General features: G+C 70.6%; 19 protein-coding genes and 2 tRNA genes. 8 read left to right on the forward strand and 13 right to left on the reverse strand.

Going from position 1 to position 19,263, the window contains the following annotated elements:
- Nucleotides 1-22: 22 nt before the first annotated feature.
- Nucleotides 23-991, forward strand: coding sequence for a helix-turn-helix domain-containing protein (locus AB0D12_RS24140; protein ID WP_362686469.1), 969 nt, complete (start codon nucleotides 23-25; stop codon nucleotides 989-991).
- 53 nt (nucleotides 992-1,044) lie between these two features.
- Here AB0D12_RS24140 and def read toward each other — a convergent pair whose 3' ends face one another.
- The 8 genes from def to AB0D12_RS24180 form a co-directional block, all read right to left on the reverse strand.
- Complete coding sequence (def, locus tag AB0D12_RS24145; RefSeq protein WP_362686472.1) at nucleotides 1,045-1,677, reverse strand: peptide deformylase; 633 nt, start codon at nucleotides 1,675-1,677, stop codon at nucleotides 1,045-1,047.
- A 69-nt stretch (nucleotides 1,678-1,746) separates the two neighbouring features.
- Complete coding sequence (locus AB0D12_RS24150; RefSeq protein ID WP_327325972.1) at nucleotides 1,747-2,727, reverse strand: hypothetical protein; 981 nt, start codon at nucleotides 2,725-2,727, stop codon at nucleotides 1,747-1,749.
- A gap of 96 nt (nucleotides 2,728-2,823) precedes the next feature.
- Nucleotides 2,824-4,065, reverse strand: coding sequence for an HD domain-containing protein (locus AB0D12_RS24155; protein WP_362686844.1), 1,242 nt, complete (start codon nucleotides 4,063-4,065; stop codon nucleotides 2,824-2,826).
- A gap of 64 nt (nucleotides 4,066-4,129) precedes the next feature.
- On the reverse strand, nucleotides 4,130-5,650 hold the full coding sequence (locus AB0D12_RS24160) for an HD-GYP domain-containing protein (RefSeq protein WP_362686475.1): 1,521 nt from the start codon (nucleotides 5,648-5,650) through the stop codon (nucleotides 4,130-4,132).
- A gap of 150 nt (nucleotides 5,651-5,800) precedes the next feature.
- Entirely contained in the window at nucleotides 5,801-6,121 is a 321-nt protein-coding gene (gene rsrA / locus AB0D12_RS24165; protein ID WP_326652476.1) for a mycothiol system anti-sigma-R factor, read from the reverse strand.
- Nucleotides 6,118-6,783 (reverse strand): sigma-70 family RNA polymerase sigma factor, encoded by a 666-nt coding sequence (locus AB0D12_RS24170; protein ID WP_327325969.1) that lies wholly within the window; start codon nucleotides 6,781-6,783, stop codon nucleotides 6,118-6,120. Before AB0D12_RS24170 ends, rsrA begins: the two co-directional genes overlap by 4 nt.
- Nucleotides 6,784-7,017: 234 nt before the next feature.
- Complete coding sequence (locus AB0D12_RS24175) at nucleotides 7,018-7,665, reverse strand: alpha/beta family hydrolase (RefSeq protein WP_362686478.1); 648 nt, start codon at nucleotides 7,663-7,665, stop codon at nucleotides 7,018-7,020.
- Between the two features lie 257 nt (nucleotides 7,666-7,922).
- Nucleotides 7,923-8,738, reverse strand: a complete 816-nt coding sequence (locus tag AB0D12_RS24180; RefSeq protein WP_362686481.1) for an SOS response-associated peptidase — start codon at nucleotides 8,736-8,738, stop codon at nucleotides 7,923-7,925.
- A 49-nt stretch (nucleotides 8,739-8,787) separates the two neighbouring features.
- Between AB0D12_RS24180 and AB0D12_RS24185 the strand changes: the two genes are divergently transcribed.
- The 4 genes from AB0D12_RS24185 (at nucleotide 8,788) to AB0D12_RS24200 (ending at nucleotide 12,386) form a co-directional block, all read left to right on the forward strand.
- Nucleotides 8,788-9,528 (forward strand): M50 family metallopeptidase, encoded by a 741-nt coding sequence (locus tag AB0D12_RS24185; RefSeq protein ID WP_362686484.1) that lies wholly within the window; start codon nucleotides 8,788-8,790, stop codon nucleotides 9,526-9,528.
- Nucleotides 9,529-9,635: 107 nt separating this feature from the next.
- Nucleotides 9,636-10,952 carry a 3-phosphoshikimate 1-carboxyvinyltransferase gene (aroA, locus tag AB0D12_RS24190; protein ID WP_362686487.1) on the forward strand — a complete coding sequence of 439 codons (1,317 nt, stop codon included), beginning with the start codon at nucleotides 9,636-9,638 and terminating at the stop codon, nucleotides 10,950-10,952.
- A 4-nt stretch (nucleotides 10,953-10,956) separates the two neighbouring features.
- The gene (gene rsgA / locus AB0D12_RS24195; protein ID WP_362686490.1) at nucleotides 10,957-11,970 is read left to right on the forward strand and encodes a ribosome small subunit-dependent GTPase A; all 1,014 of its coding nucleotides are present in this window, start codon (nucleotides 10,957-10,959) and stop codon (nucleotides 11,968-11,970) included.
- A 92-nt stretch (nucleotides 11,971-12,062) separates the two neighbouring features.
- Nucleotides 12,063-12,386 (forward strand): multidrug efflux SMR transporter, encoded by a 324-nt coding sequence (locus AB0D12_RS24200; RefSeq protein ID WP_362686493.1) that lies wholly within the window; start codon nucleotides 12,063-12,065, stop codon nucleotides 12,384-12,386.
- On the opposite strand, the gene AB0D12_RS24205 is transcribed toward AB0D12_RS24200, so the two are convergent.
- Nucleotides 12,352-12,993, reverse strand: coding sequence for a TetR/AcrR family transcriptional regulator (locus tag AB0D12_RS24205; RefSeq protein WP_362686496.1), 642 nt, complete (start codon nucleotides 12,991-12,993; stop codon nucleotides 12,352-12,354). The genes AB0D12_RS24200 and AB0D12_RS24205 overlap by 35 nt on opposite strands.
- A 119-nt stretch (nucleotides 12,994-13,112) precedes the next feature.
- Here AB0D12_RS24205 and hisN point away from each other — a divergent pair, with 119 nt between their 5' ends.
- Nucleotides 13,113-13,913 (forward strand): histidinol-phosphatase, encoded by an 801-nt coding sequence (hisN, locus tag AB0D12_RS24210; protein ID WP_362686499.1) that lies wholly within the window; start codon nucleotides 13,113-13,115, stop codon nucleotides 13,911-13,913.
- Between the two features lie 162 nt (nucleotides 13,914-14,075).
- Entirely contained in the window at nucleotides 14,076-14,477 is a 402-nt protein-coding gene (locus AB0D12_RS24215; protein ID WP_362686502.1) for a CBS domain-containing protein, read from the forward strand.
- A gap of 80 nt (nucleotides 14,478-14,557) precedes the next feature.
- Here the strand turns inward: AB0D12_RS24215 and AB0D12_RS24220 are convergent, their stop codons facing one another.
- Nucleotides 14,558-16,027, reverse strand: coding sequence for a catalase (locus tag AB0D12_RS24220; protein ID WP_362686505.1), 1,470 nt, complete (start codon nucleotides 16,025-16,027; stop codon nucleotides 14,558-14,560).
- 125 nt (nucleotides 16,028-16,152) lie between these two features.
- On the opposite strand from AB0D12_RS24220, the gene AB0D12_RS24225 reads away from it, so the two are divergent.
- Nucleotides 16,153-16,569, forward strand: a complete 417-nt coding sequence (locus AB0D12_RS24225; RefSeq protein ID WP_362686508.1) for a Fur family transcriptional regulator — start codon at nucleotides 16,153-16,155, stop codon at nucleotides 16,567-16,569.
- Nucleotides 16,570-16,762: 193 nt separating this feature from the next.
- Here the strand turns inward: AB0D12_RS24225 and AB0D12_RS24230 are convergent.
- From AB0D12_RS24230 to AB0D12_RS24240, 3 genes are all read right to left on the reverse strand, one after another.
- Nucleotides 16,763-16,836: transfer RNA gene (locus tag AB0D12_RS24230), tRNA-Met, on the reverse strand.
- Nucleotides 16,837-16,912: 76 nt separating this feature from the next.
- Nucleotides 16,913-18,970 carry a sel1 repeat family protein gene (locus AB0D12_RS24235; protein WP_362686511.1) on the reverse strand — a complete coding sequence of 686 codons (2,058 nt, stop codon included), beginning with the start codon at nucleotides 18,968-18,970 and terminating at the stop codon, nucleotides 16,913-16,915.
- Between the two features lie 203 nt (nucleotides 18,971-19,173).
- Nucleotides 19,174-19,247: transfer RNA gene (locus AB0D12_RS24240), tRNA-Met, on the reverse strand.
- Between the last annotated feature and the right edge of the window lie 16 nt (nucleotides 19,248-19,263).

A 19,263-nucleotide genomic window follows, 5' to 3' on the forward strand; every position in this document is an offset into this window, starting at 1 on the left:
GAATTACTGCCACACTGATTCCATGCTGAAAAATGTGGCTGCCGTCCTGCTGGACGAGGTGCACCCCTTCGAACTCGGCGTCGTCTGCGAGGTGTTCGGCCTCGACCGCAGCGACGAAGGACTGCCCGTCTACGACTTCGCGGCGGTCTCCGCCGAGGGCCCCACCCTGCGTACCCATGCCGGATTCACCATCAGCACTCCGTACGGCCTCGAACGGCTGGACGAGGCCGACCTCATCGCCGTCCCCACCGGCGGCTCGTACCCCACCCGCGGCTATCCCGACGAGCTCCTGGACGCACTGCGCCGCGCCGTGGACCGCGGCGCCCGTGTGCTCAGCGTCTGCACCGGCGCGTTCGTCCTCGGTGCCGCGGGGCTGCTCGACGGCCGCCGCTGCACCACCCACTGGCGGCACGCCCAGGCGCTGGCCCGCCGCCATCCGCGGGCCCTCGTGGACCCCGATGTGCTGTACGTCGACGAGGGGCCGGTGATCACCTCGGCCGGCACCGCTGCGGCGATCGACGCCTGCCTTCATGTCGTACGCCAGGAGCACGGCCCCGAGGTCGCCAACAAAGTCGCCCGGCGGATGGTGATCCCGCCGCACCGCGACGGCGGGCAGGCGCAGTACATCGAGCGCCCACTGCCACGCACCCCCTGCGACACCGTCGGCGACGTGCTGTCCTGGATGGAGCGGCATCTGGACCGCGAGATGACCGTCGAGCAGCTCGCGACCCGCGCCCATATGTCACCGCGCACCTTCGCCCGCCGCTTCCAGCAGGAGACGGGGACCACTCCGTACCGCTGGCTGCTGCGCCAACGGGTACTGCTGTCACAGGAGTTGCTGGAGTCGACGGACGAGACGGTGGATGCGATCGCGGGCCGCGCCGGCTTCGGGAACGCGGCGGGGCTGCGCCACCACTTCCTCCGTACGCTCGGCACCACACCGAACGCGTACCGCCGGACCTTCCGAGGCCCGGTGCGCGACGTCGCGTGAACGCCCGAGGGCCCCGCTCGTTGTGAGCGGGGCTCTCCGGCGTCGCAGAAGGATCAGGCGTTCGGGACGGTCTCGTAGCGCGGCGTGCCCTCTTCCATCTGCCGCAGGGCGTCCTTGCGGTCCCGCTTCGAGAGCCGGTCGATGTACAGGTATCCGTACAGGTGGTCCGTCTCGTGCTGCAGGCAGCGGGCGAAGTACCCCGAGCCGCGCACCTTGATCGGCTTGCCCTCGGCGTCCTGCCCGCGCACCACCGCGTAGTCGGGACGCGCCAGCGCCGCGTACGCCGTCGGGACGGACAGGCAGCCCTCGTTGGCCTCGTCCAGGACACGGCGCTCGGCCGGCAGCTCCTCGAGCACCGGGTTGCAGACGACGCCGACGTGACGTACGCCTTCGTCGTCCATGCAGTCGTAGACGAAGACCTTCAGGTCCACGCCGATCTGGTTGGCGGCCAGGCCCACGCCCTCCGCCGTCCGCTGGCTGGCGAACATGTCGTCGATGAGAGCGGCGAGCCTGTCGTCGAACTCGGTGACGTCCTTGCACTCCTTGTGGAGCACCGGATTGCCGACGACCGTGATCGGGCGGGACGTGCCACGCTCCCGGTACGCCAGCTCGCGCTCCTCGCAGTCTTCCGTGTCCACGACGAAACCATCGTTGACCTGCTGGTCCGTCTTCTGCTGCGACGCCATGTCAGCCGTACGCCCTTCTCAGTACCCGATGCTTGCTCACTCTGTGTCCGTACAGCCTACGGCCAGGGGTCAGCAGACTTCCTCGAGATCCCGCCACTCACGGGAGTCCGGGCTGTCCGCGACCCAGCTGTCCAGCAGGCCGCGTACGAGCCCGGCGGGCGCCGCGATGCCGCACTCGCGCTCCGGGGACCACAGATCGCCGGCCGTGCGGTGTCCCAGCGGCCCCGGGTGTCCCGGCTCGCTGTGGTCGTGCGGGTCGAGGTGCTCGCCCTCGCCCTCGGCACTGGGCATACGGCTCTCGGAACAGGCCCGGCACAGCAGTCGCACCGACGAGGACCAGTCCTCGGCTGCGAATCCGGCGTCGGCGGCGAGCTGCTCCAGGGCGTCCCGGTCGGCCTCGGTCGCGGCCTCGAGCAGGACCACCCAGGTGGGTACGGGCGAGGGGGCCCAGAGCTCGATCTCGTCGAAGACGGGGTAGGACGGTCCCGCGGTGGTGGTCCGCTCGCCGTGGGGCACTCCGTCGTGCAGGACGACCTCGCCCCAGCGGCGCCCGGAGGACGGCAACGGGATGGAGAGCACTTCTATCCGTGCCGGGTCGAGCCTGCGGCCCCACACCACTTCGGCCTCGCCCTCGGGCGAGAGGCGGACGGCCGCACTTCCCAGCTCCATGCCGACCGGCTCGCCGTTCGCGGCGGCCGCACCCGGCACCTTGAGTCCGTAGGCCTGCCAGGAGCGACGGGCCAGCGGCCAGTCCTGCAGTGCGGTGGCGGCGATTCCGACGTTCCACCAGTCGGGGGCGCCGGTCTCCTTGTCGAGCAGGGCGACGGCACGCAGTCCCGCGGCGCGCGCCTGCTCCCAGTCGTGCCGGAACTTGTGCAGCAGCGCCAGGTTGAACCAGGACTCGGAGAGCCAGGGCTCAAGGTCCGCGGCCCGTGTCAGCAGCGCTCCCGCGTCCTCGTACCGCCCGTCGCCGATCAGCGTGAACGCGCGGTCGGTGGCCTGCCGCCAAGAGGCGGAGGGCCGATGCCGTACCTTCCCGAAGATCCTCACGATTCCCGCCTGCCGGTCGCTCGGGTCAGTGCCCCCGGACACCCTCTTCTTCGCATCCAACCATGCCCGGTCACAGGCTCGCTCATTACCCATGGGTTACCCAGGTGGGACCGGGGCCAGACCGCCTCGTGCGAGGACTCTGGCAAGCGATTCGACAACCTCCGGCTGGTAGTCGTGGGCGGTGCCGAGCCGCAGCCGTTCGAGTGCCGTGAGCGCCCCGCCCGCTGTTCCTCCGCTTCCCCCGGTGAGATCGTCGTATGCGTTGACGGTCCGGACGATCCTGGCGGGCAGCGGCTGTTCCCGGTACGGATCTGCCTGGCGCTCCACGACGACGGCGACGGCCACGGGGACGCCGGTCTGCCGGACGACCGCTCCGCCGAGGAGCGCGATACGTCGCTGCTCGGCGGCGGGCAGCAGAGCGGTGGCGCCCTCCGGTACGGGGTCGACGAGAGAGAGCTGGCCGATGTCGTGCATCAGCGCCGCGTACTCCAGAACGGTCAGATCGGGCCCGGAGAGCCCCAGCTCACGCCCGACGGCGGTGCTGAGCGCGGCGACTCGGCGGGCGTGGCCGGACTGGGTGTAGCCGGCGATTTCGGTGGAGCGGGCCAGGGAGGCGATGGTCTGCCGGTTGGTGGTCCTGACCGCGGTGTAGCGCCGGAAGGACAGCTGGGCGAGCAGGAGAGGTACGCAGAACACAGGAAGCGCCCACAGTCCGGCGACGGCGACGGCGAGCGCCATCACGGCTCCGGTGGCGCAGACGGCGGAGCCGATTCCGAGGAGAGCCCTCAGCTCGTCGCGCAGCAGCGGCCCGTACGGAATGGGGGTACCGCCCATGCGCTTGGCGCTGTGGGGGAGGGTGCGGGCGCGCAGCATCGCGGCGGCTATGACCGCGTCGCACAGGGCGGTCAGTCCGAGCAGGACGAGGAGGAAGACCGCATGGTATGCCCCGTGCCCGATGACTTTTCCCAACTCGCCCGAGTTGTACAGCGGCTGGAAGCACACGGCTGCGAACCCGACGGTCAGCACCCGCCGCGCCACATGATCGAGCGCGGGCCCGCTCCCGCGCGCCACATGCGGTACGGCACCGACGAGCGCGGCGGCAACGACGACGGCGACGACCTGGAGGACACCATGGGTGGTGGGCTCCCCCGCGCACTCGCCGAGCAACGCATACGCGAGCGCCCCGGCGGCCGCGAGTGGCGCGGGCTCCCGCTCGCCGGGCAGGGCCCCCCACCGGACGAGCTCGCCGACGAGGATGAGGGCACCGAAGGCGAGGGCGTTCCCGGGCTCGTCCACTCCCTGCCACGCGGTCCACGCCAGCCCGGCCCCGATGAGCAGGGCAGCGGCGGTGTAAAGGGCGCCAACGATGACGCCGGGCCGCCGTATCACGCCGCGCCCGCTCTCACCCCGGGCCACCCGCCGCACCGTCGTCGCGCCCGGGCACTGCCACGCGCGGCGGCTCCGGCTGAGGCGGCACGTTTCCTCGCAGGTCCGGCCCGCGCGCCACCCCCGCCGACTCGCGCGCCACTGCCGCCGGCTGGTCCGACATCACCCCCGTCGGCTCGTCCGACATCACCCCCGTCGGCTCGTCCGACATCACCCCCGTCGGCTCGTCCGACGTCACCGCCGTCTCCCAGCCGTGCCGCTCCAGCGCTTTGGCCAGCGCCCGCACCATCTCCGGGTCGAACTGCGTCCCCGCGCACCGCCGCAGCTCCTCCAGCGCTACCGCCACCGGCCGGGCCCGCCGGTACGACCGGGTCGAGGTCATCGCGTCGAACGCGTCCGCCACCGCCACCACCCGCGCGAATTCCGGGATCTGGCCCCCTGCCAGCCCGTACGGGTAACCGCTCCCGTCCAGCCGCTCGTGATGGTGCAGGATCGCCGCCCGCGCCTCCCCCAGGAACCCGATGCCGCGCACCATCTCGTGCCCGTACTCCGGATGCAGCTCGATCACCCGCCGCTCGTCCGGCGTCAGCGGACCGTCCTTGCGCAGCACCCGCGTCGGCACCCCGAGCTTGCCGACGTCGTGGAGTATCCCCGCGAACCGGAGCACCTCGAGCCGCTCCTCCTCCATGCTCAGTTCGCGCGCGATCAGCACCGACGCCCGCCCCACCCGCTCGCTGTGCCCGCGGGTGTACTTGTCCTTGATGTCGACGGCCTGCACCAGCGCCCGGATGGTCGCCTGATGGGCGGCGCGCTCACGGTGGTACTGGGCGAAGATCCAGCAGGAGATGTACATCGGCAGCAGGACGAAGAGCGCGGAGAGCGGCCCGTACGGACTGCGCCACAGCACCGCCATCATCAGTCCGGCGAGCCCGTGCGCGCAGTGCGGCGCCGCCGAGCGCAACAGCAGCCCGCGCCAGGCGGTCCGTACGGGCAGGCGTTCCGCGGTGGCCAGGATGCCGACGTCGAGCGCGGTCAGCACCAGGCAGAAGGCGAGCGCACCGGCGGCCGCCGGCAGCAGCGCGTACGGAAAGTCCGGTGCCCGCAGTGTCCGCTCACCATTCAGCAGCAGATACGCCTGTGCCGCGCCCCAGGTCGCGAGCGCGAGCTGCGCGGCGCGCCAGATCCGGCGTACTCCGGCCGGGCGCCGGTCGACCCGCCCCAGCAGCGCACCGGGCACGGCGACGAGCGCGGCCGCGGCGGGCGGCAGCAGAAAGGCGGCGGCGAGGAGTACGGGGAAGAACGATCCGGCAGCCAACGGCACGGAGTCGCCGAGGTAGCGGCAGCGGGCGGGCAGCTCACACACGGCGTACAGCCCGGCGAGCATCAGTACGGCGCTCCAGGGGGCCTCGGCGCCAGGCCGCGGCACGGGCAGTACGGGCGGTACAGGCAGGGCAGGCAGTACGGGCAGCGCACACGCCACAGCGCCCAGTACGACGCACAGAATGTACGCGCGTGCCGCCGTCGGTATGGGCTTCACTGCCCTGCACCCCCCTCAAATCGAGCGCCTAGGCTAGCGAGTTGAGGGGTGTACGGCGGCCGGAAGCCTGCGATTCGCACCTACGGGTGACATACGAACAGGGTGCGTCGCGACAACCGCGACACACCCTGTTCGTATGTACGAGTACGCCTACTCCTGCGCGACGCTCGGCAGCTCGGCGCCGGAGACCGTCACATCATGGTCGGGCACGGCCTGCCCGGACCGGATCAGATCGATGCGTCCCATGACCTTGGCCCGCAGATCGCTGGGCACGTCGTCATGCCCGCAGCAACGCTTCACCAGCTTCTTCACGGCCTGCTCCAGCCCGTACTTCTCCAGGCAGGGGGAGCACTCCTCGAAGTGCACCTCGAACTTGGTGCAGTCGCTGTCGGGCATCTCGTGGTCGAGAAACTCATAGAGATGGTCCAGGACCTCTGAGCAGTCCGTCTCGTGCGGCTCTCCGCAGCTCATGAGCCTGAGCCTTTCGCTTCGTTCGACTCTCCTGCACCGGCGGGGACGAGCCCGCGCTCGCGGGCGTAGTCCTCCAGCATGCCGCGCAGTTGACGGCGGCCTCGGTGCAGCCTGGACATCACTGTGCCGATGGGCGTTCCCATGATGTCCGCGATCTCCTTGTACGCAAAGCCCTCTACGTCGGCGAGATAGACCGCCATGCGGAACTCTTCGGGGATCGCCTGGAGAGCCGCCTTGACGTCCGAGTCCGGCAGATGGTCGAGGGCCTGCGACTCGGCGGAACGCAGCCCGGTCGACATGTGCGACTCGGCGCGCGCGAGCTGCCAGTCCTCGATCTCCTCCGCGGCGCTGCGCTGGGGCTCGCGCTGCTTCTTGCGATAGGAGTTGATGAAGGTGTTCGTGAGAATCCGGTACAGCCACGCCTTGAGGTTCGTGCCCTCACGGAACTGGTGGAAGGATCCGTACGCCTTGGCAAACGTCTCCTGCACGAGGTCTTCGGCATCAGCCGGATTGCGCGTCATGCGCAGCGCGGCCGAGTACATCTGGTCGAGGTACCCGAGGGCGTCCCGCTCGAAGCGGGAATTGCGCTCGGCGGTCGTCTCCTCGGACTGCTCCGCCTGGCCGTCGTCGGTCCCTGCGTCGGTCCCAGTGACCGGACCCACCTCCTCCAACGATGTGGCGAGGCCGAATGCCGACCCGCTCGAATCGGAGGATAGACGACGATCCGCTCCGTCCGCCGCCCGAACAGGGGCGGTCTTCGCCGCGGAAAGCACCGTCCACTCCAGGTCAGCGGCGTGCGAGCGGCTCGGGCAGATGGTCGAACCCATGCGACGGACTCCCTACTCAATGCACCATGCTCTGTTTCTCCGACATCGGCCACAACAGTGCTCGTACGCTCAGCATTCCCGGAGTCCGCGGGCCCAGCTGCCGACCGCATCCGTGATGATGCTCACCACCTCGGCCTCGGCCATCCCCGCCCGCTTGGGCACGCCGAACCCGTGATCCCCGTACGGGACTTCCACAAGCTCGTGCGCACCCTCGGGGAACTCTCCGGGCTTGCCGAAGGGATCATTCCCGCCCTGTACGACGAGGGTCGGCACCCCGGCGCCGAGGAGCTCGTCGGCCCGGGACTTCTCGGGCCTGCCGGGCGGATGCAGCGGAAAACTCAACGCGAGCACGCCGACGGCGCCGAGCTCCTGGGCGGTCCGGCAGGCGACCCGAGCCCCGGCACTGCGCCCACCGGCGACGACGGGCAGCCCGGGCTTCTGCAGCGCGGGCCAGACCCCGCGCCACCCGATGTCGAGCGTCTTGGGCGCGGGCGCGAGCTTCTTCCCTGCCACCCGCCACGGCTGCTCGACGAGCGCGACCGTGACCCGCTCCTGGGGCAGGACACCGGCAATCCCCTGGAGATCCCGCGCCTCGATGCCACCACCGGCCCCATGACTGAGCGCCAGCACAAGCCGCGCCCGCTCGGCCGGGTACCAGGTGACACGGGCGTCCCCGGCGGCTGTCTCAACGATCTCGATCCGACTCACAAGCCCCATCCTGCCGCTGCCGGGGCGCGGGGGTTGTGTTGTGGGGGTATGGGTACCGCGCCCGACCCCGCCCCAGCGGCCCCTCGCCAGGCCCCGCGAGGCACAGCTACCAGCCCCTGGGGGCACGCCCGCAGGACATCACCCGCCGCTCGCCTGGGCGCGGGGCCCCGGGCTCCACCCCGCCGCTCCGCGCCCCGGGGGTCCGTGGGTCCGGGGGCTTGCCTCCGGTATCGGGAAGGGGCGCGGCCGGGGAGAACCACCCCCGGTCAGAACAGCGTGCCCACTTCCGGCCCCGACAGCTCCTCCAGCAGCTCCGGCCCGTTGTTCCGGACATTGCTGACCGCCGTCGTCACCGGATACGCCCTCATCAGGCCACCCGGCGGCGGCTCCAGCAGCCCACGCAGCTCCTCCACATCCGTCCTGGACGGGTCCAGCCACGCGTCCCACCGGTCCGGCGTCAGCATCAGCGGCATGCGCGGGTGGATGTCCGAGAGCGACCGCGGGCCCTCCGCCGGGGCCACCCCCAGCGGTCCCGTCTCCCCCTCCGTCGTGATCACCGAGCACGTCACCCACCACGCCTGCGGATGATCGTCCGGCAGCGTGCGATCACGCCAGAACTCGTACAGGCCGGCCATCGCGAACACCGACCCGTCCGACGGCGTCACGAAGTACGGCTGCTTCCGCGGCCGCTTCTTCTTCCCCTCGACCTCCAGCTCCCGCTCCCCCGCCCCGGTCACCCACTCGTAATAGCCGTCCGCCGGCAGAATGCAGCGCCGGGACACGAACGGCCTGCGGAACGACGGCTTCTCGTGCACCGTCTCCGCCCGCGCGTTGATCATCCGCGCGCCGCCCTCCGGCGACTTCGCCCACGACGGCACGAGCCCCCACTTCAGGCCCCGCAGCTGGCGAACCGGACGACGGTCTTCAGCGTCCTTAACAGGGCGTTCGAGAATCGCGTAGACCTCCTTCGTGGGGGCCACGTTCCAATCGGGCGCCAGCGTCTCCTCCGGCTCCCACTTCTCGACCTCGAAGAGTCCTGCGAGATCCTCGGGCCTACGACTCGCTGCATACCGTCCGCACATGAGTGCCACACTGCCACTCCCGCCCGCCTCCCGAGGAGCCGCCCGAGAAATGGCCAGCACCGATCCCGCCACCAGCCTCAGCAGCGCCGCGATAGGCGACCTCTGGGACCGCGTCTCCGGCACCCAGCCCGTCCCCGCCGAGTGGCTCGTCATCATCACCGGCCTGGTCGCCCTCGCCGCCGTCGTGCCCCACTCCCTCTGGCGGCTCTCCCGCAACGCGATCACCATCGCCCACGAAGGGGGCCACGGCCTCGTCGCGCTGCTCACCGGCCGCCGCCTCGACGGCATCCGGCTGCACTCCGACACCAGCGGCCTCACCGTCAGCGCCGGCAAGCCGACCGGGATCGGCATGATCCTGACCGCCGCCGCCGGCTACACCGCTCCGCCGCTGCTCGGCCTCGGCGGTGCCTATCTGCTCGCCGCGCACCACATCACGCTGCTCCTCTGGCTGGCCACCGCCCTGCTCATCGCGATGCTGGTGATGATCCGCAATGCGTACGGCGCACTCACCGTAATCCTCACGGGTGCCGCCTTCCTGCTCATCTCCTGGCTGACAGAACCCGGCGTACAGTCCGTCTTCGCCTATCTCGCCGTCTGGTTCCTGCTGCTCGGTGGCGTACGGCCGGCCTTCGAGCTCCAGTCCAAGCGCCGCCACGGCGGGGCCCCGGACTCGGACGCCGACCAACTCTCCCGGCTGACCCATGTGCCGGCCGCGATGTGGCTGTTCCTCTTCCACGCGGTGTCGATCTGTGCGCTGATCGGCGGCGGCCGCTGGCTGCTGGGCCTCTGACCGTCGGCCAAGCCCCCGGAGAGCCCTCTATCACCCCTTGATTACGCCCCGATTTCGGAGCATTTGATCAAGATCCGGCTCTCCGCCGAGCCACTAAAGTGATGGCCATGACCGAAAGCTCCGTGCACCCTGCCCTCTGGCCCGCCCCCTACGCGACCGGGGCCGTCGAAGCGACGGTCACCGTGCCCGGATCGAAATCGGTCACCAACCGGGCCATGGTGCTTGCCGCGCTCGCCGCCGAACCCGGCTGGCTGCGCCGCCCGCTCCGCTCCCGTGACAGCTTCCTGATGGCCGAGGCACTGCGCGCTCTCGGCGTCGGCATCGAGGAGGGCGTGGGCCCCGACGGCGGGGGTGAGACCTGGCGCGTCATCCCGTCCGGCCTGCACGGCCCTGCCACGGTCGACGTCGGCAACGCCGGTACGGTGATGCGCTTCCTGCCTCCCGTCGCCGCGCTTGCCGACGGCCCGGTCCGCTTCGACGGCGACCCCCGTTCCTACGAGCGCCCGCTCGGCGGCGTGATCGACGCGCTGCGCGTTCTCGGCGCCCGTATCGACGACGACGGCCGGGGCGCGCTCCCCATGACCGTGTACGGCGGCGGCGCGCTGGACGGCGGCCCGGTGGAGATCGACGCCTCCTCGTCCTCCCAGTTCGTCTCCTCGCTACTGCTCTCCGCCCCGCGCTTCAACCAGGGCGTGGAGGTACGGCACATCGGCGGCAAGCTCCCTTCCATGCCGCACATCCGGATGACCGTCGACATGCTCCGCGCCGTCGGCGCCCAGGTCGACGAGCCGGAGACCGGCGGCGAGCCCAATGTCTGGCGGGTCTCCCCGTCCGCCCTGCTCGGCCGCGATCTCACTGTCGAGCCCGACCTCTCCAACGCCCAGCCGTTCCTGGCGGCCGCGCTGGTCACCGGCGGCCGGGTCACCATCCCCGACTGGCCCGAGCGCACCACCCAGCCAGGTGACGCGCTGCGCGAGATCTTCACCGAGATGGGCGGCTCCTGCGAGCTGACCGACGGCGGTCTGGTCTTCACCGGCAGCGGCCGTATCCACGGCATCGACGTCGACCTCGGTGAGGTCGGTGAGCTGACCCCGGGCATCGCGGCGGTCGCGGCGCTCGCCGACTCCCCCTCCACGCTGCGCGGCGTCGCCCATCTGCGCCTCCATGAGACGGACCGCCTCGCGGCCCTCACCAAGGAGATCAACGAACTCGGCGGCGACGTCACCGAGACCGAGGACGGCCTCCACATCCGCCCGCGCCCGCTGCACGGCGGCGTCTTCCATACGTACGAGGACCACCGGATGGCCACGGCAGGCGCGATCATCGGCCTCGCGGTCGACGGCGTAGAGATCGAGAACGTCGCGACAACCGCGAAGACACTCCCCGACTTCCCGCAGATGTGGGCCGGAATGCTCGGGGCCTGAGGACATGCGCCGCTACGGCAAGAACCCCGACGAGGACGACATCCGTGTCCGCCCCAACCGCAAGGGCAACCGCCCGCGGACCAATATCCGCCCCAAGCACGAGGACGCCATCGAGGGCATGGTCCTCACCGTGGACCGGGGCCGGCTCACCTGCCTCGTCGACGACCGGGTCGTCATGGCGATGAAGGCCCGCGAACTGGGCCGCAAGGCCGCGGTGGTCGGCGACCGGGTCGGCATCGTCGGCGATCTCTCCGGCGAGAAGGACACCCTCGCGCGCATCGTGCGTATCGAGCCGCGCAAGTCGGTGCTGCGGCGCACGGCGGACGACGACGATCCGTTCGAGCGCGTGGTCGTCGCCAACGCCGACCAGCTGGCGATCGTGACGGCGCTGGCCGACCCCGAGCCGCGCCCCCGGCTGATCGACCGCTGCCTCGTCGCCGCGTACGACGGCGGGCTGACCCCGCTGCTCGTACTGACCAAGTCGGATCTGGCCTCGCCGGACGAGCTGCTGGAGATGTACGGAGCGCTCGGCGTTCCCCATGTGGTCACCACCCGCGACGAGTTCGTGGACGGCGTCGCAGCCGAGCGGGTCCATGAGCACCTCAAAGGCCGGACCACCGCCTTCGTCGGCCACTCCGGCGTCGGCAAGACGACCCTGGTCAACGCCCTCGTTCCGAAGGAACGCCGGCGGAGCACCGGCCTTGTCAACGCGGTCACCGGACGCGGCCGGCACACCACCACCTCCGCGCTCGCCCTCCCGCTCGCGGACGCGGAGGGCGGCTGGGTGATCGACACCCCGGGCGTGCGCTCCTTCGGTCTGCACCATGTCGATCCGTCCCGGGTGATCCTCGCCTTCCCCGATCTCATACCGGGTACGGAGGGCTGTCCGCGCGCCTGCAGTCATGACGAGCCGGAGTGCGCCCTGGACGAGTGGGTGGCCGAGGGGCACGCCGATCCGGCGCGGCTCTACTCGCTGCGGCGGCTGCTCGCCACGCGGGAACGACGCGAAGGCGACTGACGCGCGCACGTTTGCGAGCAGTCGATGCCGGTAAGTGCATAATCGCACCGAGTGCGACTGAGCAGTCACCGACCGACGCGGGAGGCACAGCCATGGCGTGGCTGCTGGTGGTGGTCGCCGGATTCCTGGAAACGGGCTTCGCGGTCTGCCTCAAGCTCTCGCACGGTTTCACCAGGCTCTGGCCGACCGTCGCCTTCGCCAGTTTCGCGCTCGGCAGCTTCGGCCTGCTGACGCTCGCCCTGAAGAAGCTTGATGTGGGTCCCGCATATGCGGTGTGGACGGGCATCGGCGCGGCAGGCACCGCGATCTACGGAATGGTCTTCCTCGACGATGTGGTCTCCACCCTCAAGATCATCTCCATCACGCTGGTGATCATCGGCGTCATCGGCCTGCAGCTCTCGGGCTCGGCCCGTTGACGGCCCCGCCGACGGCCGTACGCACCAGCAGACCGACCCCCTCACCGACCGGCGCGATCACATACGAGAGCGCGAGCCGCACCGTCAGCTCGCAGCGGTGCGCCAGATAGGCCGACTCCTCCCTCGTACGGCTGTCCTGCATGCCCCGGCCCAGTGCGGCGAGCGAGCGGTCCCGTACCGACGCGACCAGCTCGGCCGGGGCCGGCAGCCCCGCGTCCGCACGCCGCTGGGCCGGCACTCCGGACATCGCGGCGTCGCGTCGGGCGGGCTTCGGCACCGGCAGCCGTTCGCCCCAGCAGCCGGTGAGCAGGGCCCTCAGCAGCGGCCTCGCCCGGGCCTCGCCGACGGTCCACTCGGCGACCGCCACCAGCCGGTCCGCGGCCCCGGTCCACTCGGCCAGCATCCGTTCCACTCCATGGAGGTACTGGTCGGCCTCGCGCCGCACCAGTGCGCGGGCGAGGCCGTCCTTGCTGCCGAACTCGTTGTAGAGGGTCTGCCGCGAGACCCCGGCGGCGGATGCGACGTCCACCATCCGTACCGCTGCCCAGGGCAGGTCTGCGAGCGCCGCGAGAGCGGCGTTCAGTAGGGACTCTCGCGCTGTAGGCATCGTCGCCTCCCAGGCCAAGCGGCACTGGGCTCAGGGTTGACGTGCGGCCCCCCACTGTCAATAGCCCTGGCAGACAGGGACCCGGGAGGGGCCTGGGAAGCCCCGATAGAGTGACGACCATGCCCGACTACCACGATGATCTGCGTCTCGCCCATGTCCTCGCGGACGCCGCCGACGCCGCCACCATGGACCGGTTCAAAGCCATGGACCTCAAGGTGGAGACCAAGCCGGACATGACGCCGGTGAGCGAGGCCGACAAGACGGCGGAGGAGCTGATCCGCGGACAGCTCCAGCGGGCACGGCCGCGTGACGCGATCCTCGGCGAGGAGTACGGCATCGAGGGCACGGGCCCGCGCCGCTGGGTCATCGACCCGATCGACGGCACCAAGAACTACGTACGCGGCGTGCCGGTCTGGGCAACGCTGATCTCACTGATGGTGCAGGGCGAGGGCGGCTACCAGCCCGTCGTGGGCGTGGTGTCGGCCCCGGCGCTGGGCCGCCGCTGGTGGGCCGCTCAGGACCGCGGCGCCTACACCGGGCGCAGCCTGACCTCCGCGAGCCGGCTGCAGGTCTCCAAGGTCGGCCGGATCGCGGACGCCTCGTTCGCGTTCTCCTCGATTACCGGCTGGGAGGAGCAGGGACGGCTCGACGGGTTCATGGATCTGACCCGGGCCTGCTGGCGCACCCGTGGTTACGGCGACTTCTGGCCGTACATGATGGTCGCCGAGGGTTCGGTGGACATCTGCGCCGAGCCGGAGCTCTCACTGTGGGACATGGCGGCGACGGCGATCGTCGTGCAGGAGGCGGGCGGATCCTTCACCGGCCTCGACGGGCGCCCGGGCCCGCACAGCGGCAACGCAGCCGCGTCCAACGGTCTGCTCCACGAGGAACTGCTGGGCTATCTCAACCAGCGGTACTGACGGGTACATACACCTTTTCCATGAGCTTCCGCGCGCCGCCCAGGCTGCGGTGCGCGCCCCCTTGCTGCCGCCCCGCAGGGCTGCGACTCTAGGAGTCCCCCCACTTGTGAACTTGTGAATCGGTTCCCGAACAACCGATCCACCAAGGAGGTGGCTCCATCCATGCTCGTCCGTGACGCCATGAGCACGGTGGTCCTCACCATCGGACCCGCACACACACTCCGCCAGGCGGCCGGCCTGATGGCCACGCGCCGTATCGGCGCCGCCGTAGTCCTCGACACCGATGCCGGCGGCCTCGGCATTCTGACCGAGCGCGACATTCTGAACTCGGTGGGCGCGGGGCAGGACCCCGATCTGGAGACCGCCGGTACCCACACCACCACCGACGTCGTCTTCGCCGCGCCGTCCTGGACCCTGGAGGAGGCCGCTGAGGCCATGACGCACGGCGGCTTCCGGCATCTGATCGTGCTCGACAAGGACGGGCCCGTAGGCATCGTCTCGGTACGCGACATCATCCGCTGCTGGGCCCCGGTCAGGCGGCACCCGGCGATCCTGACGGGTTAGGCACACGACGGATCAGGGCATCCGAGAGGGCCGGACCCCCTGGACAGGGATCCGGCCCTCTGTACTACGACAAGCGTCCGTCAGCCGCGAAGGGCCTGGACCGCGGCCTCGAGCCGCTTGCCGAAGTCACCGTCCGCGTGACGGAAGTTGTTGACCGCGCGCTCGGCGATGTCGTCGCGCGACACCTTCGAGATGAACCCTGCGAGGTTCTCGATCAGACGGCCCTTCTCGTCCTCGGACATCAGCCGGTAGAGGTTGCCCGCCTGCACGAAGTCGCTGTCCTCGGCGTGGCTGGGGGCCTCGTGAGTGCCGGTGCCACCGGCGACGGCGGTCGACTGCCACAGCGGCTTGTCCGTCTGGAAGGGGCCGCCGAAGCTGTTCGGCTCGTAGTTCTTGGCGCCCTTGTGACGGCCGTCGTACAGGAAGCCGTCACGGCTGTTGGTGCGCGCCTCGGTGGCGTGCGGGCGGTTCACCGGCAGATGGTCGGCGTTGATGCCGACGCGGTAGCGGTGGGCGTCGCCGTACGCGAAGAGACGGCCCTGGAGCATCTTGTCCGGGGACGAACCGATGCCCGGCACGAAGTGCGCGGGGCTGAAGATCGACTGCTCGACCTCGGCGAAGATGTTCTCCGGGTTGCGGTTGAGCTCCAGCTTGCCGATCTCGATCGGCGGGTAGTCCTCGTGCGGCCAGACCTTGGTCAGGTCGAACGGGTTGAAGCGGTAGTTCGCCGCCTCGGCCGCCGGCATGATCTGCACCTGCACGGTCCAGGACGGGAAGTCGCCGCGCTCGATGGACTCACGCAGGTCGCGCTGGTGGGAGTCCGGGTCCACACCGGAGAGGCGGTTGGCCTCGTCCGTGGTGAGGTTCTTGATGCCCTGGTCGGTCTTGAAGTGGTACTTGACCCAGAAGACCTCGCCGGCCTCGTTGTTCCACTGGTACGTGTGCGAGCCGTAGCCGTTCATGTGACGCAGCGTCGCCGGGATACCGCGGTCACCGAAGAGCCAGGTCACCTGGTGCGTCGACTCCGGGCTGAGGCCCCAGAAGTCCCACACGTTGTCGGCTTCCTGCGAGCCGGTGTACGGGTCGCGCTTCTGGGTGTGGATGAAGTCCGGGAACTTGATGGCGTCCTTGATGAAGAACACCGGGGTGTTGTTGCCGACGAGGTCGTAGTTGCCCTCTTCGGTGTAGAACTTCAGCGCGAAACCGCGGGGGTCACGCACCGCGTCCGCCGAGCCGAGGTTGCCCGCGACCGTGGAGAAGCGCAGGAACGTCTCGGTCTGCTTGCCGACCTCGGAGAGGAACTTCGCGCGCGTCCACTGCGAGACGTCCCGGGTCAGTGTGAAGGTGCCGTACGCACCGGCGCCGCGTGCGTGCACGATGCGCTCCGGGATGCGCTCACGGTTGAAGTGCGCGAGCTTCTCGAGCAGCACCTGGTCCTGAACCAGAACCGGTCCGCCGACGCCCGCGGTCTCGCTGTTCTGATTGTCGGCGACCGGTGCGCCGGCCTCCGTGGTGAGCGGTCCCTGCGTCACGTGCGCCTCCTGCGTCATGCCTGACAGTCCTGTCCTTGGCGTATGCCGGTCCCGATCCTACAATGGACTTTGTCTAAGTCAAGGAAACATCCAAACTCACACCTGTTCGGAACCTGGTTCCCTTCACTGTTAGGCTTGTCCTTATGAGTGACCTGTTGGAACGACTTCGCGGACGCGGCTGGCGCATGACGGCACAGCGGCGCGTCGTGGCAGAGGTCCTCGACGGCGACCACGTCCACCTGACGGCCGACGAGGTGCACGCGCGTGCCGTGACGAGGCTGCCCGAGATCTCCCGGGCGACCGTCTACAACACGCTGGGTGAGCTGGTGAGCCTCGGCGAAGTCATCGAGGTGTCGACCGACCGCCGCGCCAAGCGGTACGACCCGAACGCGCACCGGCCGCACCAGCACCTGGTCTGCGCCCAGTGCGGCGCGATCCGCGACGTACACCCCGTGGGCAACCCGCTGGCCGACCTCCCGGACGCGGAGCGCTTCGGCTTCACTGTCTCGGGCGTCGAGGTGACGTACCGGGGCACGTGCCCGAACTGCGCGGCCGCCTGACACGCATACCTTCACGAAGGGCCCGGCACCCGAGAGGTGCCGGGCCCTTCGTCGTGGTCCGCGGGCAATCGTTCCGCCGCCGTGGAGAAGGGCCTTCACCGTCTGGCCCGCTCTGACCGGCCTGGCCCGCCTGACCGGCATGCGGCTACGACAAAGGCCCGGATCCTGATGGATCCGGGCCTTTGTCTGTCAGTAGCGGGGACAGGATTTGAACCTGCGACCTCTGGGTTATGAGCCCAGCGAGCTACCGAGCTGCTCCACCCCGCGTCGGTGAACACAACATTACGTCACCCCGCCGACCAGCGCAAATCGATAGTCGTCAGTACGCCATGAGCCCGCAGCGCTACGCCGTGAGCTCCTGGTGCAGCGCCTCGCGCAGCCGCGCGGCCCTCTCCGCCACCTCGGCGGGACCCAGCTCGACGGCCCGTGCGCACCACCGCTGGCCCTCGGTCAGCTCACCCCTGCGGGCGGCGAGCAGCGCCAGGCGCAGCGCGGCCCTGCCGTGCCCCGCACGGGCCGCGCGGCACCACCACAGGGCCGCCTCGCGCTCATTGCCCTCACGGGCGAGAAGCAGCCCGAGGTTGAAGGCACCGTTACGGCTGCCTGCCTCCGCCGCCTCCCGGTACCAGCGGGCGGCGTCCACCATGTCGCCCCGGGCGGCGGCCAGCATGCCGACCCGCACCTGGGCACGGCGGTGCCCCTGCTCGGCGGCCCGCTCGTACCACTCCTCGCACTCGCTCTTCTCCGCCGTCGCCTCGCCGAGCGCGGGCGGCCCGGGCGGCGGCTGGCGGGAATCGAGCACGGTGGCGAGACGGAAGGCTGCCTCGGCGCTGCCGCCGCCCGCCGCGCAGCGCAGATGGCGCTCGGCGGCCTGCTCGTCACCATCCCTGAGCAGCGCGATGCCTACCTGCAGCGCGGCCTCGGTGTGACCGGCTGCGGCTGCCCTTTCGTACCAGATCAGAGCCGTACGGTCGTCGTCACGGCCGGCGTAGAGGATGCCCAGATTGAACGCCGCGTCGACGCTGCCGGCCTCGGCGGCCTTGGAGAACCAGGGCTCGGCACCGGTCGCGTCGCCGGCCTGCAGAAGCAGTACGGCGAGCGCGTTGGCGGCCTCACGGTGCCCTGCGTAGGCGGCACGGCGGTACCACTGCTCGGCCTGCGGCGTACGGTCCTGGGCGGCGCAGAGCAGCCCGAGGTTGTACGCACCGTTGACGTCACCCGCGTCCATGGCGGCGCGGTACCAGCGCTCGGCGGTCTGCTGCTCCCCACGGGCGGCGTGCAGCGCACCGAGGGCGTTGGCGGCGTTGCCGTCACCGTCCTGCGCGGCACGCAGCCACCAGACGGCGGCGCTCTCCTCGTCGCCCGCGTCCCGGAGCAGGAACCCGAGCGCGCAGGCGGCGCGGGCCTCTCCGTCCTTGGCGGACGTGAGGTACCAGCGACCGGCCTCCTTGAACTCGCCACGCTTCTCGAGGATCGCGCCGAGGTGCAGCGCGGCCCGCCGGTGCCCGCGAGCGGCGGCCTGCCGGTACCACTGCACGGCCTCGTCGAGCAGGGACAGCTCGACGTCATCGCCGCCGCCCGCAGCCAGGCCGTCGTCCTTCACGTCGTCTGGCCCGACGGCGCCGACCTCCCCCGTACGCCCTGCACGACCCGCGCCCGCGCCCGCGCCGACAGGCTTCACGACGCCCTGATCGACCGAGCCGATCCCTCCCGCACGCCCCGCACGCCCCATCCGCAGGCCCACGTCCCCGCCCTCGCGAGCCTCCTCCGCCGCCAGCCGCTCCAGCACGCGGGCCAGCCGGTACGCCGCCTCGCGGTGCCCCTGCTCGGCCGCCGCGCGCAGCCAGTGCTCGGCGCCCGCGTCGCTGCGGTGCTCCAGAAGATCGGCAAGGGCGTACGCGCCCAGCGCGTGGCCCTGTTCGGCGGACTGGCGCAGCCAGTACTCCGCGGCGGGCTCGTCGCCGCGCTCACGGAAGTGACGCCCCAGCGCGTGCGCCGCCGCCGCGGAACCTGCGACGGCCGCGATACGCCACCACCCGGCCGCCTCGTCGGCGTACCCACGCTGGTGGAGGAGGACACCGAGATTGTTGGCGGCGGCGCGGTCGCCGTCGGCGGTCGCGCCACGCAGGTAGGGCTCGGCGCCGTCGAGGTCGCCGCGGCGCAGCAGCAGCGCGCCGAGCACGCTCATCGACGCGGTGTCGCCGCCGTCGGCGGCACGCCGGTGGCGCGCCTCGCTTCCCGCGGTCTCCACGGAAACGGAGTCGACGCCTTCGCCGCCACCGGCAGTGTCAACGTTGTCAACAGCGTCACCCGCGCCGATCGCGTCCGCCACGTCTCCGGCATGCCGCTGCACAAACCGCCCTGTCTTCAACAGAGTTGCCCTGTCCCCCATAAATTCCATCGTCGCACCACCCGCAACCCGCGTACACCTGGTATACCGCAGCCAGTGAGGTCACTTCAGCGTTTTGTCGACATGCCCACAGATGGACAAGTCAAACACGCTCAGGCCCAACTCGCCCCGCGCGGCACACACTTCTCACCGGCAGCACATACGCACGAACAGGGCCCGAATCCTCAAAGGATTCGGGCCCTGTTCTTCTTCAGTAGCGGGGACAGGATTTGAACCTGCGACCTCTGGGTTATGAGCCCAGCGAGCTACCGAGCTGCTCCACCCCGCGTCGTTGTGTTGCAACC

The organism is Streptomyces sp. NPDC048479 (genome assembly GCF_040651435.1).
Taxonomy (GTDB): domain Bacteria; phylum Actinomycetota; class Actinomycetes; order Streptomycetales; family Streptomycetaceae; genus Streptomyces.

Excerpts from the sequence above, each read along its gene's own strand:
- hisN (WP_362686499.1), top strand. The coding sequence starts at position 13,113 with ATGCCCGACTACCACGATGATCTGCGTCTCGCCCATGTCCTCGCGGAC.
- aroA (WP_362686487.1), top strand. The coding sequence starts at position 9,636 with ATGACCGAAAGCTCCGTGCACCCTGCCCTCTGGCCCGCCCCCTACGCG.
- def (WP_362686472.1), bottom strand. The coding sequence starts at position 1,677 with ATGGCGTCGCAGCAGAAGACGGACCAGCAGGTCAACGATGGTTTCGTC.
- rsgA (WP_362686490.1), top strand. The coding sequence starts at position 10,957 with ATGCGCCGCTACGGCAAGAACCCCGACGAGGACGACATCCGTGTCCGC.
- AB0D12_RS24205 (WP_362686496.1), bottom strand. The coding sequence starts at position 12,993 with ATGCCTACAGCGCGAGAGTCCCTACTGAACGCCGCTCTCGCGGCGCTC.
- AB0D12_RS24220 (WP_362686505.1), bottom strand. The coding sequence starts at position 16,027 with ATGACGCAGGAGGCGCACGTGACGCAGGGACCGCTCACCACGGAGGCC.
- AB0D12_RS24180 (WP_362686481.1), bottom strand. The coding sequence starts at position 8,738 with ATGTGCGGACGGTATGCAGCGAGTCGTAGGCCCGAGGATCTCGCAGGA.
- rsrA (WP_326652476.1), bottom strand. The coding sequence starts at position 6,121 with ATGAGCTGCGGAGAGCCGCACGAGACGGACTGCTCAGAGGTCCTGGAC.
- AB0D12_RS24185 (WP_362686484.1), top strand. The coding sequence starts at position 8,788 with ATGGCCAGCACCGATCCCGCCACCAGCCTCAGCAGCGCCGCGATAGGC.
- AB0D12_RS24235 (WP_362686511.1), bottom strand. The coding sequence starts at position 18,970 with ATGGAATTTATGGGGGACAGGGCAACTCTGTTGAAGACAGGGCGGTTT.
- AB0D12_RS24225 (WP_362686508.1), top strand. The coding sequence starts at position 16,153 with ATGAGTGACCTGTTGGAACGACTTCGCGGACGCGGCTGGCGCATGACG.
- AB0D12_RS24175 (WP_362686478.1), bottom strand. The coding sequence starts at position 7,665 with ATGGGGCTTGTGAGTCGGATCGAGATCGTTGAGACAGCCGCCGGGGAC.
- AB0D12_RS24200 (WP_362686493.1), top strand. The coding sequence starts at position 12,063 with ATGGCGTGGCTGCTGGTGGTGGTCGCCGGATTCCTGGAAACGGGCTTC.
- AB0D12_RS24140 (WP_362686469.1), top strand. The coding sequence starts at position 23 with ATGCTGAAAAATGTGGCTGCCGTCCTGCTGGACGAGGTGCACCCCTTC.
- AB0D12_RS24215 (WP_362686502.1), top strand. The coding sequence starts at position 14,076 with ATGCTCGTCCGTGACGCCATGAGCACGGTGGTCCTCACCATCGGACCC.